This window comes from Biomaibacter acetigenes, from assembly GCF_003691585.1.
Lineage (GTDB): Bacteria > Bacillota > Thermosediminibacteria > Thermosediminibacterales > Tepidanaerobacteraceae > Biomaibacter > Biomaibacter acetigenes.
Genome location: NZ_CP033169.1, coordinates 1,602,872 through 1,615,592, shown reverse-complemented (window position 1 = coordinate 1,615,592; position 12,721 = coordinate 1,602,872). Strand labels below are relative to the sequence as shown.

Genomic DNA, 12,721 nt, shown 5'->3' with positions numbered 1-12,721 from the left:
CTTTTTTTATAAAACCAGGAGGAAAAAACGGGAAAAAATAGAATATTATGTTAGAAGCAAGAAATGGGGGGATAATAATGAGCAAGATAGAGGCTTATAACATTTTATTAAAATTTATCAAGTCTAGAAATAAAGGGCAAAAGAAGCTGGATGTAGTCTTAATCTGGATTAGTTTATTATTTTGGACTGGTAGGTATAATAAAGCTTTGGATTATGTCGATAATTATTTAAAAAATCGGTGTTGTGAAGAACTTTACTTCTGGAAAGGAGTATTGTATTATTTTTTAAAGGATTACTTCAAAGCATCCGAAGTATTGGAAAGAGCTGAGGCAATTGATGCCAAAAGTGCTGAAATAAAATATTTTCTGGCTGAAACATATATTTTAAGGGCCGAAATTGAAAAAGCCGAATCAAAATACAGGGCTATGATAATTGATAAAGAACTGAATGGCCTGGGTTTATATGGGACAGGCTGTTGTCTCATGAAAAAGGAGCGTGTTGACGAAGCTCTGGGATTTTTCAATAGAGCCCTGGAATGTGCAAAACAAGATTATAAGATCCACATTTTAAATAAAAAAGGGTTATGTTTACTGGCTCAGGAAAAGTTAGAGGACGCCTATGCCTGTTTTCAAGAATGCTTGAAAATTTCACCTGGTGACGATTCTATTAAGTTAAATATGGCTCTGGTCTTGAGCAAACTGGGGAATTATGAAAAAGCCGTTGAAATATATAAAAGCTTTTTGTCTAAAAATCCGTATGATTTAACAGCCATCAACAACCTGGGCCTTTGCCTGGCAGCCCTGGGCAATTACAGGGAAGCGCTGGAATACTGTAATAAGGGTTTGGAAATAGACCCTATAAATATTGATTTGTTGGGAAATAAAGGATATTGTCATTACAAATTGCAGGACTATAAAAATGCGCTGGATTGTTTAAATGAAGCAGAAAAATACTCAAAGGATGATATAATACTACTGAACAACAAGGCACTGTGTCTGATGGCTCTGGAAAATTACGACGATGCCCTTAAACTCTTCGATAGGGTTTTGCAAGAACAAAGTAGCGATGATGTTTTGATAAACAAAGCCCATTGCCTGATCAAAAAAGAACTGTTCCAGGAAGCATTAAAATGTCTTGATAAAGTAAAGAACAAAATTGAAAAAGGATTTGATGTTTATGTACTGCAGGGAATATGCTTTGAAAAACTGGGAAATAATGAAAAAGCGATAGAGTACTATAATAAATCTCTTAATGCATAGAGGTGTTAAATTTGAATATACTCCTTACCAATGATGATGGCATATATTCGGAAGGTTTAATTACTCTAGCCGAAAAAATTTCTGAAATAGCCAATGTGTTCATAGTGGCACCGGACCGGGAACGAAGTGCAACGGCTCATGCCATTACAATGCATAAACCGTTAAGAGTCGAAAAGGCCCGTATTCCGCACTGTGAATCCACCAGCTGGATGGTTAACGGCACCCCTTCTGATTGTGTCAAGCTTGCACTGGAATCCTTACTGGACTTCAAACCCGACATGGTGCTATCGGGCATTAATAAGGGCCCGAATCTGGGGACCGATGTCATTTATTCCGGCACCGTTTCTGCAGCTATAGAAGCCACTATACTGGGTGTACCGGCCATCGCCTTTTCTATAGCCGCTTACGAAAATATCACTTATGATTATCCGGCCCGTTTTGCACAAAAATTGTGCCGGCAATTGACAAATCTTGATTTTCCGCAGAATTCCCTGTTAAATGTAAATATACCGCCTCTGGATGAAAATGATATTTGCGGTGTATATATAACACACCTGGGAATAAGAAAATACAGGAATACTTTCGACAAACGCAAGGACCCCAGGGGAAGAACTTATTATTGGTTGGCCGGTGAAGTTATAGAAAACATGGAGGATGTGGGCTCCGATGTGTGGGCTGTAAGAAATAATTATATTTCCATCACGCCCATACACTTTGATTTGACCAAATATGATATTATTGATATCATAAAAAAATGGAATATACAACCATAATATCATTTTCAAGAAAGGATAAAAAAGATGAAGGAAGACAAACTTAAACTGATGGCCAAAAAGGAACTTCACTACAGCGATGAATTATATCAACTGGTGGACTTTTTAAACAAGAATCTAAAAAATAGGGGTGTAATTTTTGGGATTTCAAAAGAAGGTGACAGGGCTGTAGTTTCAATTTACGAGATATAAACAGGCACCTTTAAAGTCCCCTCCTAATATTATAAGATATAGCCAATTTTTCAAGGAGGGGACAATAATGGAAGGCAGTATAATCAGGTATTTCCCAGGTGGAAATACGCCGTGTGGTTACTTATCCTTGTTTGACCAGGTAATACCGTGGAGCGATGCAAAGAAGATAATGATAATAAAGGGTGGTCCCGGAGTCGGGAAATCAACATTTATGAAAAAAATAGCAAAGGACCTGTTAAAACAAGGTTTTAATCTTGAACTTCTACACTGTTCCGCAGACAATGGTTCTATCGACGGGTTACTGATAACAGATTTAGATATTGCCTTACTGGATGGCACGGCTCCTCATATGATGGACCCCAGGTATCCCGGCTGCGTTGACGAAATAATCAATCTCGGCAGCTACTGGAATGAAGAAGAAATAAGGCAAAACAGGGAACATATAATGGGCTTGCAAAATGAGATAAGCGGTTGTTACAAGAGGGCCTATAACTACCTAAAAATGGCCCAGATAGTATTGGGTGACCTCAAGCAAGTATATAATAACGCCGTTGACGTTCATCGTTTAAATGATATGGTCGATGAAATTCTGGATAAGACTTTTGATGGTGTTTCGAAAAAGAATAAAAAGTCCAGGCAAAGAAACATGTTTGCCAGTGCTATTACCCATGATGGCCCTGTACATTATCTTGACTCGTTATTCTGGAATGTTCAGAAGCGCTTTATTGTAACGGGTTTTCCCGGCACCGGCAAATCTATACTGATGAAGAGAATTGTGGATAATGCAGTTCTTAAAGGCCTTGATGTGGATGTTTTTCACTGTCCCATGGAACCGGAAAAGATTGAACATATTATTATAAAAGACCTTAGCATTGGATTTGTTACTTCAGTAAAACCGCATGCCCTGGCAAGGATGAGGGATAAAGACGAGTTGTTTGACTTTAATGCGACACTGGTTTCATCCAAAATCAACGGTTATGAAGAAGTTATAAATTATGACAACTCGGTGTTCTGGGATTTGTTTAATAGGGCAGTAAAATACCTGGGTCATGCCAAAAAATTACATGATGAATTGGAGCGCTATTATGTGGTAAATATGGACTTCAAGAAAATTGATGAGACCCGTGAACTGACCCTTTCCAGGATATTGAAATACGCTTATACTGCAAGCTATAGTAAATAGAGGGTAATCCCTCTTTTTTTTGTTACTGTTTAGAAGGAAATCCCGTTTTTTTGGAGAATATAACAAATACCAGTATATTTTCCCGGAGGAAATCATGAATAGAAATTGCCTGGTAAATATCAATTTTTTATTGTTTTCTTTAATATTGTTATCTATATTCATTTCCGGTTGTTTTGATAGTTTTAAAAATCTTTCCCCCAAAGAAGCAGTAATAAAGGCCAATGAAAAATTGAAGCAAACCAGCGGATACCGTATGAAAATGGATACAACACTCAAGATTAAAGATATAAAACAGAGTGTAACTTTTATGGGTGAAGTTAAAAACCCCGGTATCACCCATCTAACAGGTAATTTGATGGGAATGGAACTTGAAATTTATCAAAAAGATACTACTTTTTTTATAAAAAACCCTTTAACACAAAAATGGTCTAAAAGCCAGGATATGGGATTGCCTGATATGAATAACATAATTAATACTTCCGGGGAAACATTTAACAACCTGGCGGATTTGATAGTGGAAGCCGAGTACTTACCCGATGAAAAAATCAATAATATCGATTATAAGGTTGTAAAATATATTCCTGATAAGGATAAAGTAAAAAAAATAATTGAAAAAAGCAGTTCAAAGAATATCAAAGATGTTGAATATACTTTTAAAGTATGGATAGGTAAAAAAGATTTTTTAATACATAAAATGAATATAAATATAGACCTATTTATAGCCGATACAGGTAAACAGTCCGTGACCATGATGATTGATTTGTATGATTTTAATGGCAAGGATATTGATATTAAGATTCCACCGGAGGTATCATCCCTTTTTAACTAAATAGCATAATAACAATAAGGAGTGATTTCAAATGAATCTGTCAGAAAAAGCAAAGGGTATCAGCCCATCACCAACACTGGCCGTGGATACTAAGGCAAAACAGATGAAAAAAGAAGGGCAGGATGTCATAGGTTTCGGAGCCGGTGAGCCCGATTTTGACACCCCCGATTACATTAAAACAGCGGCTATATCAGCTGTAAACCAGGGTTTTACAAAATACACTCCGGTGGGTGGAATCCTTGAATTAAAAGATGCCATTTCAAAGTACCTTGAAGAAAGCACCGGCACCTCTTACAAACAAAGTCAAATAATTGTATCCAATGGTGCCAAACAATGCCTTTTCAATGCCTTATATTGTTTGATTAATCCCGGGGAAAAAGTTCTTATTCCCAGCCCATATTGGGTGAGCTATCCGGAACTCGTCAAGCTCTGCGGTGGAGAGCCGGTATTTGTGAACACAAAAGAAGAAGATGATTTTCAATTAAAGGTTGAAGCCTTAAAACCTCTTATAGACGATAAAACAAAAGTGCTTATAATAAATAGCCCAAACAATCCCACCGGCAGCGTTTATTCAAAGGAAGATTTAAAAGAAATAGCCAAAATCGCCGCGGAAAGGGACATTTTTATCATATCTGACGAAATCTATGACAAACTAATATATGATGAAGAAAAACATACAAGTATAGTAGCCGTGGATGAAGCCATGAAAGACAGAACAGTAGTAATAAACGGTATGTCAAAGACCTTTGCCATGACAGGATGGAGGATTGGCTTTGCTGCCGGGCCGGACAAACTCATTGAAGCTATGACCGACCTCCAGAGCCACTCCACGTCAAATCCCAATTCCATCGCCCAGAAGGCAAGCCTTGAGGCATTGACAAACTCTGCAAAGCAAGATACCGTGGCCAGGATGGTAAAAGAGTTTTCTGCAAGAAGAAACTATATGGTCGACAGGATAAATGAAATCCCTTACCTTTCCTGCCGTTTACCAAAAGGTGCCTTTTATGTTATGATGAACATTTCGGCAACCTTTGGCAAGCAACTGGATGGTATATATATAAAAGATTCCTCGAGTTTCGCAGAAATTTTGCTGGAAAAATATAAGGTAGCAGTTGTTCCGGGGGTGGCCTTTGGAACCGAGGATTATGTGAGGTTGTCTTATGCTACTTCGATGGAAAACATCAAAAAAGGATTGGATAGAATAGAAGAATTTGTGAAAGCTTTAAGATAAAAAGCAGGGTTTTCCCTGCTCTTTAATTAAATAGGAGTGATTATTTTGAAAGAGTATTATGAAAATCCTCTAATTGAAAGATATGCCAGCAAGGAAATGCTCACCAATTTTTCGCCGCAAAAAAAATTCGAAACCTGGCGCAAATTATGGATCGCACTGGCTGAAGCCGAAAAAGAATTGGGGCTTCCCATAACCCGGGAACAAATAGATGAAATGAAATCCCACGTAAGCGACATAAATTTTGATGATGCTGAGGAATTTGAAAAAAACACAAGGCACGATGTAATGGCACATGTACTGGCTTTTGGCAAGCAGTGCCCCAAGGCTAAACCCATAATTCATCTTGGAGCAACTAGTGCTTTTGTGGGAGATAACACAGATATCATTCTGATGAAAGATGGTCTCGGAATAATAAAGCGAAAACTGATAAATGTAATAAACAATTTAAAGGACTTCGCATTGAAATATAAGGACCTTCCCACGCTGGGGTTTACCCACTTCCAGCCGGCACAGCTCACCACGGTAGGAAAGAGAGCGTGCCTCTGGATTCAGGACCTTGCTACTGACCTCGGGGACTTAGAATATCAGGAGCAAAATTTAATGCTCAGGGGAGTCAAAGGAACCACCGGTACCCAGGCCAGTTTTATGAAACTTTTTGACAATGATGAAGAAAAGGTAAAAAAGCTGGACAGCTTGGTAGCTGCCAAAATGGGTTTTGAAAGGACCTTTCCCATCACCGGCCAAACATATCCCCGCAAACTCGACAGCCGGGTACTGCAGGTTCTTCAATCCATTGCCGAAAGTGCCCACAAGTTCGCTGTCGATATAAGGCTTTTAGCCAGTTTGAAAGAAATAGAAGAACCTTTTGAGGAAAAGCAGATAGGTTCCTCAGCTATGGCATATAAACGTAACCCCATGAGGTGCGAAAGGATTACAGCTCTAAGCCGGTATGTTATCGTAAATGGATTAAATCCGTATATCACGGCTTCCAACCAGTGGTTTGAAAGGACACTAGATGATTCAGCCAACAGGAGAATCGTAATTCCGGAATGTTTCCTGGCTGTTGACAGCATACTCAACATTTATATGAATGTAAGCCGGGGGTTGGTGGTAAATTCAAAAGTTATAGAAAAGCATATTTTTGAGGAACTCCCCTTCATGGCTACTGAAAACATTTTAATGGAAGCGGTGAAAAGGGGAGGGGACCGTCAGGAATTGCATGAGGTTATACGAATGTATTCACTAGAAGCATCGAGGGATGTAAAACAGGGAGGAGACAATAAACTAATTGAAAAAATAATAAAAGATGGTCGGTTCAGATTAAATGAAATGGAGATAAGACAGATGTTAAAGCCTGAAAACTTTATCGGCCGTAGTTCAAACCAGGTGGTAGATTATATAAGCCAGTTTATAGATCCCATTTTAGAAAAATACAAAAATATTTTGGGAGAAACAGCTTATCTAAAGGTATAAAAACTACAAAAAAATAAATAGTATAAATTAAGAGAAAAATTATTAAAACCTTCCCGATAATTTTGGGCGAGAGCTATCAAAAATCAAAATCTTCGATTTTATTCTTCTTTATTCTTCGAGGCAAGCCTCGAAGTTATTTAGAGGTAGATTTTGATGAAACTTTGTGCGGCGGGCGTCTCCCGCAAGGGGGCAAGTTTTCTGCCGCAGTCGTTATAAAACCTAATAAAATCTGGGAGGGATATGTATTGCATACCTTAGCGGGGGTAAAAAATCAGTGTAAGCCTTATTACATCGAAGGTGTAGAAACCTACGAGGATGCAATGAGGCATGAGGATTGGAGCGGAAGCACACTGGGAGTCCGATGTCCTAAATGTGACCAATTATTTTTAATATTTTACAACAAGTATATGGATGATTACGGTGAATATAAGAAAGTCTGGGGCTTTTGTACAAACTGCAACAATATTATAGAGGCGGTAATAAACAAATAGCCCTTGAAAATAATAAGGCCCTTTTGCCGAAGGGCCTTTTTTATTGTATAACGAAAACCACCTGCTATGCAGGTGGTTCAAAAAAGCTTATAGCTCTATGGGTAGAAATAAAAAACCTCCTTTGTTAGAATAGATGCAGGTCTGTCAACCGCATCAAAACAAAGGAGGCTATCCAAAATGGATAGTGAAAGTTTAGCACATACTAACGGGCGGTCATGATTTAACATAAAAAATGGCAGGGGAGACAGGACTCGAACCCGCAACCAACGGTTTTGGAGACCGCTACTCTACCAATTGAGCTACTCCCCTGCGGCAATATTATTATATAATATCTTAACTTTTATGTCAAAGGGTATTATATAATTTTTAAGGTTTTTGTGATAATGTCACTTCCCTCTTTAGTTTCATGCTTTAATAAGTTTACATAAGATATATTATCGGACGTTATTAATTACAATTTTTTACTTATACTTGCTCTTTATATTATATTAAGCACAGGACAGGTTTAATCTGTAAAGCCATTTTCACATAACGTTTCATTAAAATTATTTGTCGCATCCTTAATCTGATATAAATTCTTTTCATCTTTTTGAATGCCTTGCGTTTTTATATCGTCATCCAGGGATTGAAGCTGAAAAAAACACATTGGGAAAATATCATTAGAATACTCTGGCTGTTCCTCTTTCTTCATCCATGGAATATTATCAGATGTCATTGTACCATATCCTTTCTTATATGTCCTTTATGGCCTTGCATAAATAGTATTTACTAAAAAAATATTTTTTATCGGCATAATATAGGATAAAACATATGTTTAAAAAGAGGAATAAATATGGTATAATACAAAATAAAAAATGGAGTTGTGGTAATATGTATGAAGATTTGACTCCAAGACAAAAGCAAATCCTTGACTATATTTACAGTTTTACCAGCGCCCATGGCTATCCTCCATCGGTGAGAGAGATCTGTGCGGCCACCAATTTGAAGTCCACCGCCACAGTTCATGGATATCTGGTGCAGCTCGAAAAAAAGGGATATCTTAACAGAGATCCGCAAAAACCCAGGGCTATAGGGATGCTTAATAGAAATTCTGTTGACCGGGATACCGTAAAAGTTCCCCTGGTTGGAAAAGTAACCGCCGGTCAGCCCATCCTCGCCCAGGAAAACATCGAAACTGTTTTTAACCTCCCCAAAGAAATAGTTCCCGATGCCGATATTTTTATGCTTTCTGTCAAGGGGAACAGCATGATAGAGGCGGGTATACTGGATGGAGATTATGTGATTGTCAGGTCTACTGATAGCGCTGAAAACGGCGACATCGTTGTAGCCTTGATAGGCGATGAGGCCACTATAAAAAGGTTTTATAAAGAATCCGATCATTTTAGGCTTCAACCGGAAAACCGTTTCATGGAACCAATTATTGTAGATGATTTGAAAATTCTGGGTAAAGTGGTCGGGCTCTTTAGAAAAATAAAATAGGGCTTTATACATAGATAAAGCCCTAATATCAAAATCTTCGATTTTATTCTTCTTAGGCTAATTTATATAATGTTGATCGATTAATTCCTGGTATGCCTTCATTATACCCAGTTTCACGTGAGTAAAATTGGTTCCCCCCTGGATATACGCTACAAAGGGTTCTCTGATAGGCGCATCAATGCTCAATTCTATGGAAGATCCCTGGATAAAGCTACCTCCTGCCATGATAACCTGATGGTTGTATCCCGGCATATCCCAGGGTTCTGGAGAAACATGAGAATCCACCGGACCTATTTTTTGTATGCCGCGACAAAAACTTATAAGAAGGTTTTTATTTTCGAAAACCACTGCTGTTACTATATCTCCTCTTTTATCGTCATATTTAGGAAATACCTTAAACCCCGCCAGTTCCATGAACCTTGATGTAAAAGCAGCGCCTTTCAGAGCTTCCCCGACCACCAGAGGAGCGAAAAATAACCCCTGGATGGTAAGACGGTTTGTGGACAGCGTGGGGCCGCAGTTCTTGCCAAGGCCCGGCGCTGAAAGCCGGTAAGAACACTGCTTTATCAGGTCCTTCCTTCCCACCACATACCCCCCGGTAGGAGCTATGCCTCCTCCAGGATTTTTTATTAACGAACCTGCACATAAATCAGCTCCGACTTCTGTAGGCTCTTTTGTATCCACAAATTCTCCGTAACAATTATCCACCAGGCAAATAATATCCTTTTTTATACCTTTTATATGCCTTATCAGCTCTCCTATTTCGTCCGGTCTGAGTGCAGGCCTGAGGCTGTAACCTCTTGAGCGCTGAATTAAAACCATGCGAGTATCCCGATTTATTTTTGAAGTTATTTGTTCATAGTCGGGCTTTCCATCCTTTAAATCCACTTCTGAATACTTGATGTTAAAATCCGCCAGTGAGGAGCAATTTTTACCCCATATTACATCTTTCAATGTATCATATGGAGTCCCTGTCACGCTTATAAGCTCATTATTAGGCCTTAAAATCCCGAAAAGACATAAGGCAATGGCATGGGTGCCTGATATGATTTGAGGTCTTACAAGGGCATCCTCTGCTTTAAAAACGGCCTTGTAGATTTCTTCTATAGTATTTCTTCCTTCATCATTATATCCGTATCCCGTAGAATCTGTAAGGTGAAAGTCGCTGAGGCCCGAATCCTTCATGGCTGTTATGACTTTTAACTGGTTGTACTCTGTCAGATCATTTATTTTTCTCAAACATGGCTCGATATCGTTCTGTACCTTCCCGGCAAGTTCTATTACTTGTTGATTTATGCAATAGTGTTCTTTTAATAAGTTCCAGGTTAAATCCAAGCTCAAAATCCCCTTTTTTTATATAATCTTGTCTTTTTGTAAAATTTTATCACACATCTCTCCTCTATTCAACTCTTGATGGCAAAGGGGACATATAGTACTCTCCATCAATTTTTGTTTTAATTCCATGGGTATAATTACTTGCCCTTCAATAAAACCTTCTTTTTTCCCTACCCTTCTTCCAATGGTATAACCCAATAAAAACACTAAAAATCCCAGTATTAAACATAAAAGTATGATTTTAAAAATCATTCTCCGGGTACCTCCTCACCGGAGTTTTGTGGTTTATCAATGTAATTAAACCATAATTTTATTATGTAAACAATGATCCACATTGAAAATATTCCAGATAAAGCCTTGAAATAATCCAGGTAAACAGATAAAATAAAAAAAATTATTCCGAGTAATAGACATTCATTTTTACCCAGGATAAATGCCCAATTTTTTATTGAATATCTATCGCTATTATAATCAACATAGTCATCCCAGAGTTGAATGGCAATAATTAAAAGAAGTGAAGAAAACATTTCCATAACTCCAAATAGAACCAACCCCATAACTATCGTTATAAGTGCTTCCTGGTAGCCATAAAGACCTGAGGGCATTTTCGCATTCAAATTTCCCGCCATACCGGTGGCAAAACTTGCAAAAAAGAGGCTAACGGCAGTGACCGGATTTAATATACATGCCAGGGAAAAAATAAATAAAGCATATGGCAATACACCTGAACCCAGAATTTTAGTTGTGTTATCCCTATTTATGAGTTTATCGAATTCCCGGTCCATATAGTCATCCATAATTTTTATAACTATTCCCGTTAAAAAAATGCCGAAAAATATTTTATATGGAAAAGGGTTAAATATTATGGGCCACAAAGGTCTTCACCTCTTTAAAACCTGTTTTATGAAGAGCTGAAATAGGTATAATAAAATGACCTGAAAATTCTTCTCTTATTTTTTTTAACCCATTTTTGGCCTCGGGTAAGTCCATTTTATTTGCCAAAATCACATAACCCCTCCTTATTTGAGCAAACTGAGCTATTTGATAATCTACAATTCCCATGGCATTGGGCAGTTCTTTTTTATCGGCGGCAGAAGCATCTATGATGTGAAGTATGAGATCTGATTCCCGTACTGTCGATAACGTTTGTGAAATGGCTTTTCGGACATTGCTATCGGGGTGAATATCATCGATTAAACCCGCTGTATCTACCAACTGAATTTTTTTTTTGCCCTTTCCCATAGGAATATCAACGGTTACAGCCTGAATATTTCTGGTCTTATGGGTTTTTCCATCTACAAGTTTTGATAGGGCCGCCCTGGGATTTATTTTTTCGCGATCTTTTACCCCTTCAGTGTCTAATCTTTCTATTTCAAGGGTTTTTACGCCCAGATACTCCGCAAAATTTATAAGAAATACTGTTTTACCTACATTTGTTTTGCCTATGATGGTGCATTTTTTCAAGCTTCCTCCACCTCCGAAACATCCTCGGGTTTTATATAGAGAAGATCTTCCCTGGATATTTTTTTCTGATTTACCAATCTCACAGCCTGCCGCCGTATGGCTTTTTCGATCATATTTCTTACCATTCGGGCATTTCCCATTTTATCATAATAGATACCATTCTTGCTGTTGATAAGGATCTTCTCAAATTTAGACATGGCTTCGGAACTGAATTTATACTGTCTCTTTTCTACCATCATTCTGGCTATTTGCATAAGCTCATCAATGGTATAATCATTAAATTCCATTCTAATGGGGAATCTTGACCTGAGGCCGGGATTTGTCTGTAAAAACCATTCCATTTCATCCTTATATCCCGCCAGTATAACGATGAGACTATCCTTGTGGTCTTCCATGGCCTTTACAAGTGTATCTATAGCTTCTTTGCCAAAATCCTTTTCTCCACCCCTTGCTAAAGAATATGCTTCATCTATGAACAATATCCCTCCAAGTGCGCGTTTAATTTGTTCCCTGGTTTTTTGCGCCGTGTGTCCGATGTATTCTCCTACCAGGTCGGCCCTTTCCACCTCTACGGTATGACCCTTTTGAAGTATCTTCATAGCCTTGAACATTTTCCCCAAAAGCCTGGCTACTGTAGTTTTGCCGGTGCCTGGATTTCCCTTAAAAATCATGTGCAACACCTGAGGTTCCGTCAGGAGGTTCTCTTCCTGCCTTTTTTTTTGAATAGCAACAAAAGCCTGTATTTCTTTGACAAGTTGTTTAACTTTATCAAGACCGATTAAATCATCCAGTTCTTTCATTATATCCTCTAATTGCTCCTCATCATTTGCTCTGGTTATGATCTGATTTTTATGATTATCCAGTTCCCTAAAAAAAATGAATGCTTCTGCAGGAGTTATCTGCCCGTTGGTTAACAATTCCATCACCTGATTCGGGTTCTTTACATTATATTTTAAATTGCCGTTCATGAGATAAGCACCCCGCAAAAAGTCTATATCAATTTATTATATGC

At 38.1% G+C, this 12,721-nt stretch carries 15 protein-coding genes and 1 tRNA gene; 9 read left to right on the top strand and 7 right to left on the bottom strand.

The genetic code is table 11. The features are described from left to right. Positions 1 to 77: 77 nt before the first annotated feature. The 8 genes from D2962_RS08005 (at position 78) to D2962_RS07970 (ending at position 7,431) form a co-directional block, all read left to right on the top strand. A complete protein-coding gene (locus D2962_RS08005; protein ID WP_162991147.1) occupies positions 78 to 1,259 on the top strand; it encodes a tetratricopeptide repeat protein in 1,182 nt (393 codons plus the stop codon). 11 nt (positions 1,260 to 1,270) lie between these two features. Next, complete coding sequence (gene surE / locus D2962_RS08000; RefSeq protein WP_122014664.1) at positions 1,271 to 2,032, top strand: 5'/3'-nucleotidase SurE; 762 nt, start codon at positions 1,271 to 1,273, stop codon at positions 2,030 to 2,032. A 27-nt stretch (positions 2,033 to 2,059) separates the two neighbouring features. Continuing rightward, positions 2,060 to 2,224, top strand: coding sequence for a YpmA family protein (locus D2962_RS07995; RefSeq protein WP_120765462.1), 165 nt, complete (start codon positions 2,060 to 2,062; stop codon positions 2,222 to 2,224). A gap of 67 nt (positions 2,225 to 2,291) precedes the next feature. Further along, positions 2,292 to 3,407, top strand: a complete 1,116-nt coding sequence (locus D2962_RS07990; protein ID WP_245984988.1) for a PRK06851 family protein — start codon at positions 2,292 to 2,294, stop codon at positions 3,405 to 3,407. A 94-nt stretch (positions 3,408 to 3,501) separates the two neighbouring features. Continuing rightward, complete coding sequence (locus tag D2962_RS07985; RefSeq protein WP_122014662.1) at positions 3,502 to 4,236, top strand: DUF6612 family protein; 735 nt, start codon at positions 3,502 to 3,504, stop codon at positions 4,234 to 4,236. A 31-nt stretch (positions 4,237 to 4,267) separates the two neighbouring features. Further along, positions 4,268 to 5,467, top strand: a complete 1,200-nt coding sequence (locus D2962_RS07980) for a pyridoxal phosphate-dependent aminotransferase (RefSeq protein ID WP_122014661.1) — start codon at positions 4,268 to 4,270, stop codon at positions 5,465 to 5,467. Positions 5,468 to 5,512: 45 nt separating this feature from the next. Beyond that, a complete protein-coding gene (purB, locus tag D2962_RS07975) occupies positions 5,513 to 6,940 on the top strand; it encodes an adenylosuccinate lyase (RefSeq protein ID WP_122014660.1) in 1,428 nt (475 codons plus the stop codon). Between the two features lie 245 nt (positions 6,941 to 7,185). Further along, on the top strand, positions 7,186 to 7,431 hold the full coding sequence (locus D2962_RS07970; RefSeq protein ID WP_120765457.1) for a hypothetical protein: 246 nt from the start codon (positions 7,186 to 7,188) through the stop codon (positions 7,429 to 7,431). Between the two features lie 233 nt (positions 7,432 to 7,664). Here D2962_RS07970 and D2962_RS07965 read toward each other — a convergent pair. Together D2962_RS07965 and D2962_RS07960 are read right to left on the bottom strand one after the other, a co-directional pair. Next, positions 7,665 to 7,740 (bottom strand) — tRNA-Trp (locus tag D2962_RS07965). A gap of 196 nt (positions 7,741 to 7,936) precedes the next feature. Then, a complete protein-coding gene (locus D2962_RS07960) occupies positions 7,937 to 8,146 on the bottom strand; it encodes a hypothetical protein (protein ID WP_120765456.1) in 210 nt (69 codons plus the stop codon). A gap of 155 nt (positions 8,147 to 8,301) precedes the next feature. Here D2962_RS07960 and lexA point away from each other — a divergent pair, with 155 nt between their 5' ends. After that, positions 8,302 to 8,910 carry a transcriptional repressor LexA gene (lexA, locus tag D2962_RS07955; protein WP_120765455.1) on the top strand — a complete coding sequence of 203 codons (609 nt, stop codon included), beginning with the start codon at positions 8,302 to 8,304 and terminating at the stop codon, positions 8,908 to 8,910. A gap of 57 nt (positions 8,911 to 8,967) precedes the next feature. Here the strand turns inward: lexA and D2962_RS07950 are convergent, their stop codons facing one another. The 5 genes from D2962_RS07950 to spoVK form a co-directional block, all read right to left on the bottom strand. Then, entirely contained in the window at positions 8,968 to 10,245 is a 1,278-nt protein-coding gene (locus tag D2962_RS07950) for a methionine gamma-lyase family protein (RefSeq protein WP_245984986.1), read from the bottom strand. An 18-nt stretch (positions 10,246 to 10,263) separates the two neighbouring features. After that, positions 10,264 to 10,497, bottom strand: a complete 234-nt coding sequence (locus tag D2962_RS07945) for a hypothetical protein (protein ID WP_120765453.1) — start codon at positions 10,495 to 10,497, stop codon at positions 10,264 to 10,266. After that, entirely contained in the window at positions 10,494 to 11,030 is a 537-nt protein-coding gene (locus D2962_RS07940) for a hypothetical protein (protein ID WP_245984984.1), read from the bottom strand. Before D2962_RS07940 ends, D2962_RS07945 begins: the two co-directional genes overlap by 4 nt. Before the next feature lie 70 nt (positions 11,031 to 11,100). Next, positions 11,101 to 11,709: a GTP-binding protein gene (locus D2962_RS07935; protein ID WP_120765452.1), complete on the bottom strand. Its 609-nt coding sequence runs from the start codon at positions 11,707 to 11,709 to the stop codon at positions 11,101 to 11,103. Continuing rightward, a complete protein-coding gene (spoVK, locus tag D2962_RS07930) occupies positions 11,706 to 12,632 on the bottom strand; it encodes a stage V sporulation protein K (protein WP_174232520.1) in 927 nt (308 codons plus the stop codon). The genes D2962_RS07935 and spoVK overlap by 4 nt, the downstream gene beginning before the upstream one ends. Positions 12,633 to 12,721 lie beyond the last annotated feature (89 nt).